Origin of the sequence: Chitinophaga sancti (genome assembly GCF_034424315.1) — a bacterium.
GTDB lineage: Bacteria > Bacteroidota > Bacteroidia > Chitinophagales > Chitinophagaceae > Chitinophaga > Chitinophaga sancti.
In genome coordinates, this window is the sequence record NZ_CP139972.1 from 5,454,786 (window position 1) to 5,472,768 (window position 17,983).

The following is a 17,983-nucleotide window of genomic DNA, read 5'->3' on the forward strand; positions in this document are numbered from 1 at the left end:
TTGTCTAAAGATAATTATAAAACCCTTTCCCGGTTTTCTTTCCTAAATCACCCGCCTGCACACAGGCAATTTGTAAGGGGCTCGGCGTAAATCGGGGAGCCTTTGCAAAAGCATTGTACAGGGATTGCGTTACTGCCAGGTTTACATCATTGCCGATCAGGTCCATCAGGGCAAAAGGCCCCATTCTAAACCCTGCACTTTCCAGCAGGCGGTCGATGGTTTTGTACGGCGCGATTCCTTCCGCAGCTACCTGCATGGCTTCCAGGTAATAATGCCTGGCCACCCTGTTAACAATAAAACCAGGAGTATCCCTTACCTGTACGGATGTTTTACCCATTCTGGCTGCTAATGCATGCAACAACCGGGCAACACTGTCCGCTGTTTTTTCGCTACTCACAATCTCCACCAGTTTCATTGCCGGTGCAGGATTAAAAAAATGCATCCCTGCTACCCGTTCAGGGTGAGGTACCTGCGCTGCAATGGATGATATGGAGAGAGAAGAAGTGTTGGAAGCGAAGATCGTTTGTTCACTGTTCACAGCCGCCAGTTCCCGGAATAACGCTGTTTTGATGTCGATTTTTTCTACGATCGCCTCTATGATCACATCTGCTGTTACATCGCCGGTAACTGCCGTAAAGTGCAGGCGTTGCATGATCTGAGATGCCATCCCTTCCTTTAGTTTCCCCTTTTGTTCCAGGGTGGACAATTGACTACTGATCTGTTGCCTGGCTTTGTCCAGCATAGCCGGTTGTACGTCGAACAAAACTGTGTTGAAACCACTGGCAGCGGCTACCTGTGCGATACCCGCACCCATAGTACCAGCTCCGCATACAGCAATTGTTTGCATTTGTTCCAGGTTGATCATTGTCGTCATTTGGGGTCCAAAAAAGAAAAACAGGAGAAAAGGCGTATGGATGATCTATTGCGCGCTTTTCTCCTGTCTGTAAATATATTTAAATCTGCTTATTGCTAGACCGTTCCTTCAAATTGTTCCAGGAATCGAACATCATTTTCTGAGAACAGACGCAGATCTTTGATCTGGTATTTCAGCATTGTTATACGTTCTATACCCATACCGAAAGCAAAACCTGTGTATTTCTCAGGATCGATTCCACAGTTCTCCAGCACTTTCGGATGCACCATGCCACAACCCAGGATCTCTACCCAACCGGTGTGCTTACACACGTTGCAACCCTTACCACCACAAATGATACAGGAAATATCCATTTCCGCACTCGGCTCAGTGAACGGGAAGTAGGAAGGACGGAACCTGATATTAACATCTTCGCCAAACAACTCTTTCACGAAGTGATAGAGGGTTTGTTTCAGATCAGCGAAAGAAACGTTTTCGTCTATGTACAGTCCTTCTACCTGGTGGAAGAAGCAGTGTGCGCGGGCAGAAATAGTTTCATTGCGGTATACGCGACCCGGGCAGATGATACGGATAGGCATTTCACCTTTCTCCATAGCCCTTACCTGAACAGAGGAAGTATGTGTACGCAGCAGCCAGTCCGGCGCTTTGCTGATGTAGAAAGTATCCTGCATATCCCTGGCCGGGTGGTTTTCCGGCAGGTTCAGTGCGGTAAAGTTATGCCAGTCATCTTCAATTTCAGGCCCTTCTGCTATTGCAAAACCCAGGCGCTCAAATATGTTGATGATGTTATTTCTTACTAAGCTGATAGGATGACGGGTACCCAGGCGGTGAGGCTCCGCAGGCAGGGTAAAGTCGGCATCGGTAGCGGCAGCACCGGCACCATCTTTCAGGTGTTCAAATTGCGCATAGCGCTCTTCTACGAATTGCTTAAACCCGTTGAGCAGTAAACCGAATTCTCTTTTCTGCTCTTTGGGCACGTTCGCCATTTCTCCGGATATAGCTTTTACAATCCCTTTGGTTCCAAGGAATTTGATACGGAATGCCTCCAGGTCGGCAGCTGTGGCCGGCTCAAATGCCTGGATTTCCTGTTTGTAGGCAGCTATTTGCTGTTCTATGTGATCCATAAGACAGCAAAGATAATGATATACTCAGAAAATTAATTTATAACCCACTCCACGGATATTGACAATTTGCACCCTTGGGTCATCTTTCAGGTAGCGGCGCAATTTGGTAATGAAAACGTCCATGCTGCGGGCATTGAAAAAGCTATCGTCGCCCCATAGATCCAGCAGTACTGTCTTCCGTTCTATCACCTGGTTCAGGTTTTCTGACAGGCGCCGCAGTATCTCTGCTTCGCGGTGGGAGAGGAAGGCCGTTTCATGGTTACGGGTCAGGGTTTGCTTGGTGTAGTTAAACTGGTACTGGCCTATCTGGATCACATCGGAACCGGAAGCCTCCTCCACCACCAGCTGACCATTGAACCGCTGCAGCAGGGCCTTGATCCTTACAATCAGCTCATCCATACTGAATGGCTTTTTCAGGTAGTCATTGCCCCCAAGTTCAAAGCCCTTTACCACATCCGCTGTCTGTGATTTGGCGGTAAGAAAAATGATGGGGGTGATCTTGTCCTGTTTCCTGATCTCTGTAGTCAAAGTAAAACCATCCATGTTAGGCATCATGATATCCAGCACCACCACATCCGGTTTATTTTTCTGGTACAATTCCAGACCTTCTTTTCCATCTGATGCGAAGAACATTTCAAAACCACGCATTTCCAGACTATCTTTTACGATTTGACCCAGTTGCCATTCGTCTTCTATCAATAATATTTTAGCCATAGTATCAGATTTAAACTCAAACAGGTATCTGGATGATAAATTCACTGCCTTTGTCCTGTTCACTTTGCACCGTGATCCGGCCGCCGTGCAGCTCTACAATCTTTTTAACATAACTGAGTCCCAGCCCGAATCCTTTCACGTTGTGAAGATTGCCGGTTGGTACCCGGAAGAAAGTATCAAAAATGCTTTCCTGGTAGGTTTTAGGAATCCCGATTCCATTGTCTTTTACCCGTATAAACAGGTTACCGTTTTCGATGTAACTGCGGATATACACCACCGGTAATTCTCCTGAATACTTGATCGCATTATCCACGAGATTGTTGATTGCATTTGACAGGTGTGTACGATCTACATCCACCAGGCGGTCACCAATCAGGGTATCATACCTGAACTGTACAGACCTGTTGGTTTTCAGCTGATGATTGGTGATAATCGTATCCATGATCTCATTGATGTCGGTATCTTCCCTGTACAGCTCTATTTCTTCTCTTTCTTCCGATGCGATGTGCAGTACTTTTTCAACCAGGTCAGACAACCTTTGTAATTCCTGTTTTGAAATATCCAGGTAGGTTTGTGTTTTACGCTGGTCGTTAAGGGCATTGAAATTCTGCATAGCTTCCACTGCTGCATATACAGTAGCAATGGGGGTTTTCAGCTCATGCGTCATGTTATTGATAAAATCATTCTTTACTTCTGAGAGTTTCTTCTGCTTCAGGATCGTGCGCAGCATATAGATAAAGCAGATCGTTGTCAATACCAGCAATATAAGCGACCCGACCAATGTCCAGATCATCTTGGTCAGAATGTATTGCATGGGCGAGGCAAACACGGCCTGTACAAAGAGATTGCTGGCCGGGTTGAAAGGGATCTTGCTCGTCTTTTGAGGAGCACGTCTGCGCAGGCTATCCCTGAAACTTTCCCTGGCAAAACCATCAAAGTTGATATGAAAGGTATCCAGGTGGAAGTCTGTTTTAATCTGGCGGTTGTGTAGTTCTGAACTAAAGATAGAATCCAGCTTTATCAGCTTCACACTATCGCTGGTAATATTGTTCAGGAGCAGGAAATCAGAAATTTGCCTGGCCAGGGTATCTGCATAAATCCGGTTGGGATTCTGATGAGGGCCAGGGCGATCATTTGATTCAACAAAAACGTGCCGTTCTCGTTCATCCGGCCCAGGGCCGGGCGGCGGAGGCATTTCACCCGGACCTCTCATACTGTCTCCATGCTCCCTTCCATAGCGCCTGAAATACCTGCGTACATCCGCAAACTGTTTGTTATAAACAGCAGTACGTAATGACTCGTTTATATCTTTATTGAACTGATCTAACTGTACGTGATAGGAGTTATATAACCAGTATCCCTGGAACATGTAGATGCCGAGAATGCATATACACATGAGTATCAAAATATTTCGGATCCGCTGGCGCATTATATCAATGAATTTATCTTACAAAGCTATTTGATTATAGGATTACCATGGCTATCCCATTAACAGTAATTAACAGTAAATAAGGAACCTTAACCATTTCGCCCATATTATGTTCTTTCATTAACAGTAATTAACAATAAATAAAGCTATTTAACCTGAAAATGCGTGCCGAATATTGACTTTTGTGAGAGCAAAAAACAAACACATGAACCATTTATCAAAAACCCTCTTTGGTGCCGCCCTGATTGCTTTCACAGGCATGACGGCACAGGCACAGGACAAGAACAGCGGCGTGATCGACTATGAAGTGAGTCAAAAAATGCCTCCAAGAGGCGGCGATGGCGGCGATGAAGAAGGACAGGTAATCACTATAAACCAACATTTCTTTTTTACAGCCGGCCATGGTAAGCTGGAAACGGAACGCCCGAACTTTGGTAGCAGGGATCGCCAGGGTCCTCCTCCGGGAGAAGGTGGTGAACAAAGCCCTCCTCCGGGTGGCGCTCCTCCTGAAGGTAATGGCAATGGCGGACGTGGTGGACGTTTCCGCGGTGGATTTGGTATGATGGGAGGCGGATTCGTAGACCTGCAGGCACACAAATACCTGCAGACATTCACCAAACCGGATGACTCCACAAAAACATTCTTCGCAGAAGAAGATTTTCGCCCTGCCAAAGATGTAAAACCAGGGGATAAAACGAAGAAAATTGCAGGCTACAATTGCAAAAAAGCATCTGTGACAGTAAGAGATGAGACTTATACAGTATGGTACACAACCGAACTGCCTTTTAGCTACAGCCCTGTAAATGGCCTGCTGCCTGAACCCAATGGTGTAGTGCTGGCGGCAGAAAGCAACAACCGTTCCTTTACTGCAAAGAAGGTAGACTTTAAACCAGTACCACCAGAAAAAGTTTCCCTGCCCGGCAATGCGGAGAAAGTGAGTGAAGAAGACCTGCGTAACATGCGTAGGGAAGCCATGCAGAAATTCCGTGACAGACAAAACAGGAATTAACAGCCCACTTAACTTACATCCTCCAATTAAATGAAAAGGATCTCCCTTATGACTATATGCCTGATCCTGGTTGCGCTTATATCCAAGGCGCAATCAGGTCAGGTTAAAGGACAACTGACTGACTCAACCGCTTCTCATCCCCTGGCTGATGCCACCGTTGCTTTGCTGAATGGCAAAGATTCCTCATTAGCAGCTACTGCATTTACTGATAAAAAAGGAGGCTTCAGCTTTACGGGTCTCTCTGCTGGTGGCTACCGGGTATACATTACTTACCTGGGCTACAAGCCAGTATTCAAAAGCATTACCATATCGGCGGCACAACCTGTAGTAGATATGGGCACTATTCACCTGCTGGGCAGAGGTATCACCCTCAGTGAAGTAGAGATCATACAGGAAGTTCCTCCTGTAGTAGTAAAAAAAGATACCCTCGAATTCAATGCAGATGCTTTCAAAACCCGTGAGAATGCGGTAGTGGAAGACCTGCTCAAAAAACTGCCCGGTGTTACTGTGGATAAAGATGGAGTCATTACCGCCCAGGGCGAAACCGTGAAAAGAGTACTGGTAGATGGGAAACCGTTCTTCGGCGATGACCCTAAACTCGCTACCAAAAACCTGCCTGCAGAAGTGATCGATAAAATACAGGTGATAGACCGTAAATCAGATCAGGCACAATTCACAGGTATCGACGATGGGAACACAGAAAAAGCCATTAACATCACTATCAAAAAAGACAAGAAAAAAGGAGTGTTCGGAAAGGCCTCTGCCGGCTATGGCACGGATGATCGCTTTGCCGTTAACGCAAATGCAAACGCTTTCCGCGACAACCGCCAGCTTTCATTCCTGGGTAGTGGCAACAACGTGAATAACATGGGCTTCACCATGCAGGACGTATTCAACTTCTCCAGCAGCAACAACGGCAGCGGTGGTAGTAATGGTCGTAGTGGTGGAGGTGGCAGAGGTGCCGCCCAATCCACCATCAGCAACCTGGGAGGCAACAACGCTACAGGTATCACCACCAACTGGAACGCAGGTTTCAACTATAACCAGGACTTCGGATCAAAATTAAAGATCAACGGTAGCTACTTCATCAACGATGTAAAAACCGAAACTAAAAATCAAAACGCGAAGCAAACCTTTACAAAAGATAGTACCTACTACTACAACTCTACCACCGGTTCTTTGTCTGAAAATAAGAACAACCGTCTCAATATGCGGATAGAGTACCAGATTGACTCTTTCCACTCTGTAATATTTACACCTACGTTCTCCTATACAGATGGTAGCACCAATTCCAGCAGCTATTATCAGCAGCAGGATTACAACAAGGTGACCTCTATCGATGGTTCCAATTCAAATCGCAGTGGTGCCACCTCTCCAAACTTTTCAGGTACCGCATTGTACCGTCAGAAGTTCCATAAAACTGGCCGTACACTGAGCGCCAACTTTACTTATGGATATAATACCACTGACCGTCAGAACTATTATAAAACGCTGGATAACTACCTGGCAACAGATACATCGGGGGCCTATAGCAACGGGTATGACAGAAGAACAAATGCTGATAACCTGGGCAGAAATTATCAGGCCTCAGTGACCTACACGGAACCATTGATGAAAGACAGGTACCTGGAACTTGACTATACTTACAGCAATAATTATAGCTCTTCCAAAAACCTGACTTACGATGCCAGCGCTTCGGGGAAATATGATTTGTTGAATGATAGTCTGAGTAACATTTTTGAAAATACATTTTCAACCAATCAGGCAGGTGTAAATATCCGTACAAACAAGTTCAAATATGACTACACCTTTGGTATGAATGTGAAGTGGAATAGCCTGGTAAATGACAATGTGAGCAGAAATACACACATCTCTCAGAACACGGTGAACTATTTCCCATCAGCAAGTTTCAACTATAATTTTGAGCAGGGTAGAAGGTTCCGTTTCCGCTATAATGGAAACACCACACAACCCACAATCTCTCAGTTGCAGCCATTGCCTGATTTGTCCAGCTCACTGTATGTACAACAGGGGAATCCAAACCTGAAGCCTTCTTTCACACATAGCCTGATGGCTGGTTACAATGCATTTAACAGAAGTTCATTCCGTGGCATATTTGTAAACGCCAGTGCAACGTTCTCCAACAATCAGATAGTAAATGCGAACCGTACAGATGATTCTACCGGTAAGCAATACACTAAGCCGATTAATACGAATGGCGTGTATTCATTAAACGGTAGTATGGTAAATTCTATTCCAATTAAGAATCACGTCACATCCCTGAATATAAGCACGAATGTTTCTTACAAAAGAGATGCGAGCTTCACGGGTGAAGACAAAGACTTTACTGATATTACAAAGTACTATACCAGGAACTTTAGCCTGACAGAAGGCCTTACCTTCAACTATTTCTTCAAGGAATTATTTGATGTATCTACATCTGGTAGTGTACAGTATGCAGCAGCACGATATGACATCCTGCCAAGCAATAATACCAACTATTTCAACTATTCATTCTCGCTGGATTTCAACATTAACCTGCCTGCAGGATTCCAGGTGGGCAGTGACATGACATATACGCTGAATGCCGGCCGTGCTGCAGGTTACAATGTAAGCTATACATTGCTGAACGGATATATCTCCAAGTATGTAGGAAAGAAAAAACAGGGGCAGTTTAAAGTATATGGCTACGACCTGCTGAAACAAAATATCAGCATAGGCCGTACAACCGGGGAGAACTATATACAGGATACGCAAAACATGGTATTGCAACGTTACTTCATGGTCAGCTTCACCTATTTCCTGCGTAAGTTCGGTTCAAACAATAATAACAACCGCGAAGGTCCTCCACGCGAAATGCGCTTTATGCGTCCTCCGGGTGGCGGCATGCCGGGAGGTCCTCCTCCGGGCGGTGGCGGTCCGATGTAAAACAGAAAAGGAGTGCGAAATGCACTCCTTTTTTTATGTATTATACATGTAAAATGACTCCGGTTTTTTTTGAAAGGTTGAAAGGAAATAAAGGTGACGGTGAAACATCTCCCCTCGTACCCTCAGCTTTATAACCTTACAACCTTAATAACTTTGTCGTTTGACCATCGCAGTAGTACCATCTGATCATGCAACTTTGTATTTCGGCGCCGGGGATTTGCGCTCTTTAATACTATTCGTGATCCTGCGTACAATCCAGCTTAGTGTAAACGTCGGAATAAAGTCCAGACCCGGGAATAACTCCTCCATAAAGTTGAACACACTTCCGAATGCACCCATACTACCACCAAACATCCTGTAAAATATAATAGCGGAAATGGGAGCCCAAATTACATCACTTACTTCGCCTAAAACCGGCACCGCATAACTGGCACAGCCAATCAGGTCCATCAGTATACAAATCCATAAGGCAGGAGTAAATCTTTTTTCCATATTTGACCTCCGCTTTAAATTGTGAACATTTTACTATAATCAAATAGCTTACCAATTTCAATTACGGGTACTGGTATAGTAATTACGGAGTTGATGGCCGGGGCGCTTTTTTGGAGTAATGATTTGTTAGACAATCCCTTAAAAAAATGCTGCTCTTTTATACTTCCAGGGGATAACTCGTAATTTCTTCTTTAACTCAGGCGTAACTGTACTTCTATAATGTTTGTAACTGGCACTCATTTCATATAGGTATTTGTAACTGATAACCAATACTTAAATGGTAATCATGAAATGAGCGCTACTATAAAGTTACGAATTTCACCCCGGTTTGGTTGTAACAGCCTGTTTCTTATTTTCTAAAAAGGGAGCCTTTGGCTGGCTAACCTGGTACTTCGTTTTTACAAAAAGGGAGATAACCCGCAGATAACCCGCCTATATCCCGCCTATAAGCCGCCTATAAACCGCATCTTAAAAGAGGCGGGATATCTGCGGGTTATTGACGGATCATTCCCGGCTCAGCGCTATTATTGAGGTATTACCAGCCTTAAGTGTCAGCTGAGATGATCTATTTCCCAAAAATCACTTTTTCTCCTGTGGCTCTATTAAATTCAAAATGTTACAAGGCCCCCGGTTTGGTTGTACGCATTTTTAAAATGCGCAGTTCCACGCTATATTTATAAAAAATTCTATCGTTATATGTCCACTCCGCTCAAAGGTCGTATCCGTCATTCCGTATGTGCCTGGCCTTACGAATCAATACCACTGGAAACCTTTTGCAAGGGTGCTAAGGAAATAGGGCTGGAAGCCATTGATCTGCTGTATCCTCACCAGTTTGAAACTGCAAAGCAATTCGACCTCACCTGTGCCATGGTTGCATCAGTGAGCGATGAATGGAATATTACCAGGGGATGGAACCGCGTTGAACATCATGATGACCTCATTACCTATTACCAATACCTGGTCGATGAAACCGCCAAAGCCGGCTTTCCATCTGTTGTGTGTTTCTCTGGCAACAGGGAAGGGCTGGACGACGAGCAGGGTATTGAAAACTGCGCAAAAGGATTGCAGCGCTTACTGCCTTATGCAGAGAAAAAGAAAGTGAATATTGTAATGGAACTGTTAAACAGCAAAGTAGATCATCCTGATTATCAATGCGATCATACACATTGGGGAGTAAGCCTGAGCAAGAAAATTGGCTCAGAGCGTTTTAGCCTGCTTTATGATATTTACCACATGCAGGTCATGGAAGGCGATATTATCCGCACCATCCGCGACAATCATACTTATTTCAGTCATTATCACACCGGCGGAGCGCCCGGCAGAAACGAGATCAACGAGAGCCAGGAATTATATTACCCTGCCATCATGAAAGCCATATTTGACACAGGGTATAAAGGTTTTGTGGCACAGGAATTCATCCCAACAAGAACGGATAAACTTTCTTCGCTGAAAGAAGCGGTACTGATATGTGATATCTGACTCTTACTTGTATTAGTATTTCCAGTCAGTGCGCAGCATTCCCATGACCACCATATCTACAAATTGTCCATGGAGCCTGGCACTGTGGCGCAAAATACCCTCTTTCGCAAATCCCAGTTTGATGGGGATGCGGGCACTGCGATCATTCTCCAGTGCAAAGCGGATTTCGACCTTGTTGAGTTTCAGATTTTCGAAAGCAAAAGTGATGAGCGCCTTGCAACAGGCCACTGCAACGCCTTTGCCACGGCTGTGCTCTGCCAGCCAATAACCGATTTCGGCCTTTTGCAGCAGGTGATCCCAGCAGTGTAAGTCCAGTACTCCACACAGCTGACCATTGTACCAGATGCCAAATGCAATGCCTTCCTGGTCTTCCGCTTTGCGCAGCATCATCTCTATAAAACGAAGGGAATGATCTTCATTCGTGTTGTAATCCACCCATGGGAGGAACCGGCGCAAGGCCTTACGGGATGTATCGAGGGTGCGATAAAGCACCGGTGCGTTTTCAGGTTGTAACTGCCTGAGTATTATATGATCGTCTACGGCTAACTCCAGCATAAAAAATTAAGGTTTGGCCCTCTACCCCCTGGGGATCGTGGCCAAACCTCAAATATAATAAACTTAACTTTTTGCAAACAACTGATGTCGCTGCATATCGCGAACTATCTGCCGTGCAAACTGCGATGCCTGCTTATAAACACCAGGCGGATCTATTGCTTCTGACTGCGCATTATAGATCAGTTTTCGCTGCCCCAGGTCATACAGGTTTGTATCCCACTCATACCGCACATTTGTCGTGTAATACCCCGGCGTAAACATACCACCATACCAGCCCCTGTAATAAGGTGCGTAAGGGTAGGGGGGCACATAGCCTTTGGACTTTGTTTTATCTACCATGGCGATCGTTAGCACCTGGTCTACATCGCCATTTCTGAAGTTATGGAGGGCAGCTTTCTCGTCCTCAGCCTTCGACGGCCCCTCATCCGGGCCATATTTAGCGAATGAAGACACGGCATTGAATCCTTCTTTCTGTAGCTCACTCACCAGTTCATTTTCCATTAAAATGCGCAGATTTTTATCCCTGGGGGGAACAAGGACTATCACGATCATTCTTTTATTGGTATCCAGCCTGGCATCCGGTGTTTTCCAGGACGAAGTTAATTTGGTACTGGTACAGGCTTCGATAGTCAGCAGCCCTATACATAATAGCAATACTCCTAGCCTTTTCATAATCTCCTCATTTTAACTGTTGGTTAGACGGGAAAAAAAGTGGAGAGTTACATTGAACTGCCAAAAAATAATAGGGGCTTGCGACGATGAGTCGCAAGCCCCTATACGTGTATATCAGTATTAATAATTAATTACCTGCTCCTGGATACCCGCCGGAATTTCTCTGAACTCGTACAACTGTGTTCTCAGTTGTGGCTCAAAACCAGCTTCCTTAATCGCCTGTTGCATAGACCTATAAGTAAACCTGTGCGGAGCACCGGCTGCACTTACCACATTTTCTTCGATCATGATAGATCCGAAATCGTTCGCACCGGCATGGAGACAGGTTTGTGCAACCTGTTTACCCACCGTCAGCCAGCTAGCCTGGATATTTTTAATATTTGGCAGCATGATACGGCTCAATGCGATCATACGGATATATTCTTCGGAAGTGGTCATATTATGTACCCCTCTGATCCTTGACAGCAGGGTATCTACATCCTGGAATGTCCACGGAATGAAGGCGGTGAAACCATAGTGGCCTTCCGGCTTCTCGCTCTGTACCTGCCTGATATCCGCCAGGTGTTCAAAACGCTCCATTACAGTTTCCACATGGCCGAACATCATGGTAGCAGAAGATGCGATATTCAGCTTATGCGCTGCCCGCATTACATCCAGCCACTCCTGTGCACCACATTTCCCTTTGGAAATGAGCCTGCGCACACGGTCATTGAGGATCTCAGCCCCTGCACCTGGTAAGCTGGCCAGACCGGCTTCCTTCAGCGCTTTCAGGACTTCTATATGTGTACTTTTTTCAAGTTTAGTGATGTGTGCCACTTCCGGGGGGCCGAGGGCATGCAGCTTGATGGTAGGATACAACTGTTTCAGCTGCTTAAAGGTATCCACATAAAAGGCAAGGCCCAGATCCGGGTGGTGTCCACCCTGCAACAGCAACTGGTCGCCGCCAAATTTCAGGGTTTCCTCGATCTTTACCTTGTATTCCTCTATTGACGTGATGTAAGCGTCTCCGTGACCTGGGATACGGTAAAAGTTACAGAATTTGCAGTTAGCCGTACACACATTGGTAGTGTTTACGTTACGATCTATCTGCCAGGTAACTTTCCCGTGTGGAACCTGCTGCTTACGAAGCTCATTTGCAATGTGCATCAGCTCAGTAAGTGGTGCTTTTTCAAACAGATATACCCCTTCTTCCGGTGTAAGCCACTCAAAATTTAATGCTTTCCTATATAGATCTTTCAGTTCCATGATAAACAAAGGTAGCAAAAAACAATATCCCGCCATTGGTGGATTTTTAAGCGGTAATCGGCTTTTTTAATACTAAATTTATACAACTGTTATTCTGTCATTCTCAAGTATGCAAAAAGCATTTTTGTCAAAGCTCTTATATTCCACTGTTTTAGCGCTTTCTTTATTCCACGCCGCAACAGCACAATCAAAATTGCCCCAGGAAGCAGAAGGGAGGCTGATCTGTCACTTTCCGTTCAGACAATACTATGGGGGAGTAGTGGTAATCCTCGCTCAGCTGAAAGGGTTCTCTGATACACTCCAGTTCATTCTGGATACGGGCAGTGCTGGCATTTCGCTGGATACCAGCACCTGTGTTCGCCTGGGTATTGCTCTTACGCCATCCGAAAGAGTGGTACGCGGGGTAGGAGGGTCCAAAAGAGTGGACTTTGCCATGAATCGTACACTGGTATTACCCGAACTGGAAGTAGACAGCCTCAATTTCCATGTGAATAACTATGAGCTGATCAGCCAGGTGTATGGACTACAGGTAGACGGAATCATTGGCTATAGCCTGCTGAGCCGCTACAATGTACTGATAGACTATAATGCCGAGGAAGTGCGGCTCTATACCAAAGGGAAATTTACTTACCCCAAAGGCGGTACCCTGCTGCATCCGACCCTTACCAATATCCCAATCGTCAATGCACAGCTGCGCAATGGAAAAACCCAGCGTGATAGCCGGTATTACTTTGATACAGGTGCAGGTATGTGCCTCCTGTTTTCCAAACAATACGTTACCGACAGCACCATACTGTCCACCAGGAAAAAACAACGAAAAGTCATCCAAACCGAAGCCCAGGGCCTGGGAGGCAAGATGACCATGGATGTGACTACAATAGGAGAATTCAAGATCGGCAATTTCAGTTTCCGGAACGTACCTGTCTATGTATTTGACGATCAAACGAATATCACAGCTTATCCTTTTCTGGGTGGCATGGTAGGCAATGACCTCCTGCGCCGTTTCAATATCTATCTCAATTACGGTAAAAAGGAAATCTACCTGCTGCCCAACGATCACTTCAAGGAGCCTTTTGACTATTCCTATACCGGGCTGGTCATCTACCTCATAGATGGAAAAATTGAAATCACAGATATCATCAAAGACTCCCCGGCAGAAAAGGCGGGTTTAAAAACCGGCGATATCATTATGGCCATCAACAACGTCTTTACCAACAACATCCAGGAGGTAAGAGAGCAGCTTAAAAATGTAGGTACCAGGCCCTTGTTACTCATCAGCAGGAATCACGAGCTCATGTTGAAAAAAGTACTCATCAAAAGTATTTTATAATACTTTGCTGTATCTTTCGTTTGATGTGTAACGTGAAAAAGCTACTGTTCTACATATTGATCGCATTGCCGCTCTTGTCAGCGGCACAGACACCACCCACTACCGCTGAACCGGTAGCCATTCTGCCATTCCGGATCTATAGTCACTCCCTGATTATCAGTGCATCACTGAGTAGTTCGGAAGATAGTCTGCACTTCATATTCGATACAGGTGCCGAAGCCACCACGCTGAGCAACGAAACGGCCAAGAAGCTGAAACTGGAAACCAAAGATGACGGAGGACTTAGTGGGTCGGACGATATCGTGATCAGGGTACCAACCTCCACCATCAACCTGCTCTATTTTGGCAAAGCCCGTTTACCACTGGTAAAAGTATTTTTGGAACCCCTGCAGGAATTCCAGAAATCACCCATCCATATTGATGGGATCATCGGGGTAGACATGCTCAAAATGTTCATTATCCAGATCGACTATACCAAATCCCAGATCTTACTCTTCCGCCCGGGCAAGACGCCAATGAACGTTCCCGGTAAGCGCCTGGCCATGACACTCAATTTTGATACCCCTGTCATAGAAGCCGTCATCGAACTACCGGATGGCCGGTCACTGGGCAGCCGTTATCATTTCATCACCGGCGGTGATTATGGAATGCTGTTTAACTGGCCATTTGTTGAAAAATACCAGCTGAAAGAGATCCTCCCCATTGTCAGCTCTGACAAGGTAGGAGACCTGTACCAGGAGCTTACCTATATGAATACCATCATTCCTTACCTCGCCTTTGGCGCTGTACGGATGGAAAAGGTATCCGCCAGCTACTGCAAGCAGGTGAATGATGTAGGCGGCCTAACGGAAGTGGCCGGTTCCATCGGCTCATACATCTGGGCTCAGTTCCGCACAATTACCATCAACTACAAACAACGGGAAATCTACCTCGATAAATAAGGGTTTAACCTGCTTCTGTCAAAATCAATATGGACATTCCTCTTTATTTTTAATACCTTAACTTGCAGTTTTCATAAATAGGAATTATGATCCATTATAATAAATTCACTTTAGCCAATGGCCTGCGCGTGATTGTGCATGAAGACCATACCACGCCAATGGCAGTGTTAAATGTCATGTATGACGTGGGCTCCCGCGATGAAGATGCTGACAAGACAGGATTTGCGCACTTATTCGAACACCTGATGTTTGGCGGCTCTGTCAACATCCCGGAATATGATGAACCCCTGCAGATGGCTGGTGGCGAAAACAATGCTTACACAACCAGTGATCTGACCAACTACTACATTCAACTTCCCGCAGAAAATATAGAAACAGCCTTCTGGCTGGAAAGCGACCGCATGCTTTCACTGGCATTCAGCGAAAAAAGCCTGGATGTACAGCGCAAGGTTGTTTGCGAAGAGTTTAAAGAACATTACATCAACAAGCCATATGGCGACATCTGGCATAAGATGCGTGAACTGGCTTATACCGTGCATCCCTACAAATGGATGACTATTGGTAAAGAACTGGCACATATTGAAGATGCAAAGCTGGAAGATGTTAAAAACTTCTTCTTTAAATATTACCGCCCGGCCAATGCTATCCTCGTTGTCGCTGGTAAAGTGACTACTTCCCAGGTTAAAGCACTGGCGGAAAAATGGTTCGGTGATATTCCGGGAGGTGAACGTATCCAACGCAATATTCCGCAGGAACCGGTACAGCAGGAATCACACAAGCTGGAGGTAAAAGCCAGTGTACCGCTGGATGCATTGTACAAATGCTACCATATGCCTGGTCGCATGGACAAAGATTATTATGCCATCGATCTCATCTCTGACATTCTCGGTGGTGGCGCGTCTTCCCGTCTTCATCAGGTGCTGGTAAAAGAGAAACGACTCTTTAGCAATATAGATTGTTATCATTTCGGAACCCTCGATGCCGGCTTATTCACCATAGAAGGGAAGCTGGTAAAAGGCGTGAAAATGAAAGATGCCGAAAAAGCGATACAGGAAGAGCTGGATAAAGTACAACAGGAAATCATCCCGGAAAGAGAGCTGCAAAAGGTAAAAAACCGCGTGGAAAGCATGCTCGCCTTTGAAGATATGGGATTGTTGAACAGGGCTAATAACCTTGCTTTTTATGAGCTGATGGGTGACGCCGCTCTCATGAATGCAGAATTCAGCAACTACGAAGCAGTAACTGCCGAAGAAATGCATAAACAGGCAGCTATGCTCTTTGACGAAAAGAACTCGAATACTCTTTACTATTACGCAGGATAATATTCACTAAGATTAATGATAAATCGTAAACTCGCCCCTGAGATAAAAGATGCCGTAGAATTTGAAGTCGCACTGAAACCGTATGAGAAATTCACACTGGATAACGGCATCCCTGTCTACGTAGTTGAATCGGACGAACAGGAAACCCTGCAGCTGGAAATGGTATTTCCTGCAGGTAGCTGGTACGAATCAGAAAACCTCATTGCTTCTGCGGCCAACTTTCTCATGAAGAATGGTACCGGTAAGCATTCAGCACTGGAAATAAATGAAAGTATCGATTATTATGGTGCTTACCTGAACAGGAGCTGCCACCATGAATTTGGTACTTATACCCTTCACTGTCTGACCAAGAGCTTCTACTCCCTGCTGCCTACCTTGCAGGAGGTCATCCTGGATCCTGCCTTTTCTGAAGAAGAACTGGCGCTCTTCCAGCAGAACATGAAGCAAAGGCTGGCAGTCAATCTGCAGAAATGCGATTTCGTAGCTAACAGGCATATAGATAAATACCTGTTTGGAGAATTCCATCCCTATGGCCGTGTGAGCAGCATGGAAGCCTACGATGCACTGCATGCAGAATCACTGAGAGCTTTCTATCAGCAACATTATACTTACAATAACTGCCGCATCTTCGTGGCAGGTAAACTGCCGGATCAGTTGATCCCCCAGCTGAACCAATACTTTGGTACAACCAAATGGAACGGGGAAGCTACGATCATCAAACCCGAGATCTCCATCATGCCGGCGGAAGAAAAGAAGTTCCGCATCTTCAACGACGAGAATGGAGTACAGGGTGCCGTTCGTATAGCACGTCATTTCCCTAACCGCTACCATCCTGATTATCCAAAGATGATGGTGCTGAATACCATCTTCGGTGGTTACTTTGGTTCCCGCCTGATGAGCAATATCCGGGAGGAAAAAGGTTATACCTATGGCATCTCATCGCAGGTATACAATTTCCGCCAGGCAAGTGCTATCAATATCCATACAGAAGCAGGCAGGGATGTGTGCGAGGCTACAATCGAAGAGGTGTACAAAGAAATGCGTATCCTCCAGAATGAAGTAGTGGATGAAGAAGAAATGGCACTGGTACGCAACTTCATGATCGGGTCTATATTAGCAGACCTGGATGGCGGTTTCCAGATTATACAGCGCTGGAAAAACCTGATCCTCAATGATCTGGATGAGAATTATTTCTATAACAATATCAAAACGATCAAAACGATTTCAGCGGAAGAACTGCATGTCTTAGCCAAACAGTACTTCAAGCCGGAAGACTGGTACGAACTGGTCGTGATATAAATGAATTACTAAAAAAGGCGCGTCCTCCAGACGCGCCTTTTTTAGCTCCCGCGAAAACGGGTGATCTGTCAGCGGCAGGTCACCCGTTTTCGCATTTAAAGCAGCAAAATATAGTTATTATTATTTTTTGCTATATTTGCACACTTTAATCCATATCCTATGAAATTACTTTTACTATGCCTGCCATTGTGCATAAGTCTGACTGTGTTTGGACAAACCACCAAAACAACCGTAGACTCTATTGAAATCCGCTATCAGCAATGTCTTAGCCAGGGTGGGAGCTCTTATGGCTGCGCATTGGCTTATTACCAGGAAATGGATCGCCTTCTTGCTGCGGTTTACAATGAAGTTTATAGTAACCTGGACAATCCCCGCCGTGAAACCTTAGAACTCGCTCAGGCGCAATGGGCTGAAAAGAAAGAGGCCTACTTCAAAGACATCGAAACCCGTGCTGATAAGAAAAGGCCCCTGACTCTCGCTGGTCTGGACGACGATATGATCCTTACGGATAATAAAGCAGCCTACCTGAAACGCCGGGTGATAGACCTGCTCAAGGCCATCCACTCCTAA

Annotated in this window: 16 protein-coding genes; 8 read left to right on the plus strand and 8 right to left on the minus strand. The window is 45.4% G+C overall.

The window, feature by feature from the left end:
* Positions 1-4: 4 nt before the first annotated feature.
* The 4 genes from U0033_RS21180 to U0033_RS21195 all read right to left on the minus strand — a co-directional run bounded on the left by U0033_RS21180 (position 5) and on the right by U0033_RS21195 (position 4,108).
* The gene (locus U0033_RS21180; RefSeq protein WP_072358881.1) at positions 5-865 is read right to left on the minus strand and encodes a 3-hydroxyacyl-CoA dehydrogenase NAD-binding domain-containing protein; all 861 of its coding nucleotides are present in this window, start codon (positions 863-865) and stop codon (positions 5-7) included.
* Between the two features lie 104 nt (positions 866-969).
* Positions 970-1,998, minus strand: a complete 1,029-nt coding sequence (gene pheS, locus U0033_RS21185; protein ID WP_072358883.1) for a phenylalanine--tRNA ligase subunit alpha — start codon at positions 1,996-1,998, stop codon at positions 970-972.
* A gap of 24 nt (positions 1,999-2,022) precedes the next feature.
* Positions 2,023-2,712, minus strand: coding sequence for a response regulator transcription factor (locus U0033_RS21190; RefSeq protein ID WP_072358885.1), 690 nt, complete (start codon positions 2,710-2,712; stop codon positions 2,023-2,025).
* A 16-nt stretch (positions 2,713-2,728) separates the two neighbouring features.
* Positions 2,729-4,108, minus strand: a complete 1,380-nt coding sequence (locus U0033_RS21195) for a sensor histidine kinase (RefSeq protein ID WP_177318572.1) — start codon at positions 4,106-4,108, stop codon at positions 2,729-2,731.
* Between the two features lie 238 nt (positions 4,109-4,346).
* Here U0033_RS21195 and U0033_RS21200 point away from each other — a divergent pair, with 238 nt between their 5' ends.
* On the plus strand, positions 4,347-5,150 hold the full coding sequence (locus U0033_RS21200) for a GLPGLI family protein (protein WP_072358890.1): 804 nt from the start codon (positions 4,347-4,349) through the stop codon (positions 5,148-5,150).
* A 30-nt stretch (positions 5,151-5,180) separates the two neighbouring features.
* Positions 5,181-8,078 carry an outer membrane beta-barrel family protein gene (locus tag U0033_RS21205; RefSeq protein ID WP_072358892.1) on the plus strand — a complete coding sequence of 966 codons (2,898 nt, stop codon included), beginning with the start codon at positions 5,181-5,183 and terminating at the stop codon, positions 8,076-8,078.
* Between the two features lie 186 nt (positions 8,079-8,264).
* Here U0033_RS21205 and U0033_RS21210 read toward each other — a convergent pair whose 3' ends face one another.
* On the minus strand, positions 8,265-8,570 hold the full coding sequence (locus U0033_RS21210) for a hypothetical protein (RefSeq protein WP_072358894.1): 306 nt from the start codon (positions 8,568-8,570) through the stop codon (positions 8,265-8,267).
* Positions 8,571-9,266: 696 nt separating this feature from the next.
* Between U0033_RS21210 and U0033_RS21215 the strand changes: the two genes are divergently transcribed.
* Positions 9,267-10,049, plus strand: a complete 783-nt coding sequence (locus U0033_RS21215) for a hydroxypyruvate isomerase family protein (protein WP_083571435.1) — start codon at positions 9,267-9,269, stop codon at positions 10,047-10,049.
* A 12-nt stretch (positions 10,050-10,061) separates the two neighbouring features.
* Here U0033_RS21215 and U0033_RS21220 read toward each other — a convergent pair whose 3' ends face one another.
* The 3 genes from U0033_RS21220 to mqnC form a co-directional block, all read right to left on the minus strand.
* Positions 10,062-10,604, minus strand: a complete 543-nt coding sequence (locus U0033_RS21220) for a GNAT family N-acetyltransferase (protein WP_072358896.1) — start codon at positions 10,602-10,604, stop codon at positions 10,062-10,064.
* Between the two features lie 63 nt (positions 10,605-10,667).
* Entirely contained in the window at positions 10,668-11,276 is a 609-nt protein-coding gene (locus U0033_RS21225; RefSeq protein WP_072358898.1) for a hypothetical protein, read from the minus strand.
* A 120-nt stretch (positions 11,277-11,396) separates the two neighbouring features.
* Positions 11,397-12,557, minus strand: coding sequence for a cyclic dehypoxanthinyl futalosine synthase (gene mqnC / locus U0033_RS21230; RefSeq protein ID WP_245801740.1), 1,161 nt, complete (start codon positions 12,555-12,557; stop codon positions 11,397-11,399).
* Positions 12,558-12,645: 88 nt separating this feature from the next.
* Between mqnC and U0033_RS21235 the strand changes: the two genes are divergently transcribed.
* The 5 genes from U0033_RS21235 (at position 12,646) to U0033_RS21255 (ending at position 17,983) form a co-directional block, all read left to right on the plus strand.
* Positions 12,646-13,851, plus strand: coding sequence for an aspartyl protease family protein (locus U0033_RS21235; protein WP_245801741.1), 1,206 nt, complete (start codon positions 12,646-12,648; stop codon positions 13,849-13,851).
* A 32-nt stretch (positions 13,852-13,883) separates the two neighbouring features.
* On the plus strand, positions 13,884-14,792 hold the full coding sequence (locus U0033_RS21240; RefSeq protein WP_177318573.1) for a retroviral-like aspartic protease family protein: 909 nt from the start codon (positions 13,884-13,886) through the stop codon (positions 14,790-14,792).
* A gap of 86 nt (positions 14,793-14,878) precedes the next feature.
* A complete protein-coding gene (locus U0033_RS21245; RefSeq protein ID WP_072358906.1) occupies positions 14,879-16,114 on the plus strand; it encodes a M16 family metallopeptidase in 1,236 nt (411 codons plus the stop codon).
* Positions 16,115-16,129: 15 nt separating this feature from the next.
* Positions 16,130-17,413, plus strand: coding sequence for a M16 family metallopeptidase (locus U0033_RS21250; RefSeq protein WP_072358908.1), 1,284 nt, complete (start codon positions 16,130-16,132; stop codon positions 17,411-17,413).
* 159 nt (positions 17,414-17,572) lie between these two features.
* On the plus strand, positions 17,573-17,983 hold the full coding sequence (locus tag U0033_RS21255) for a lysozyme inhibitor LprI family protein (RefSeq protein ID WP_083571436.1): 411 nt from the start codon (positions 17,573-17,575) through the stop codon (positions 17,981-17,983).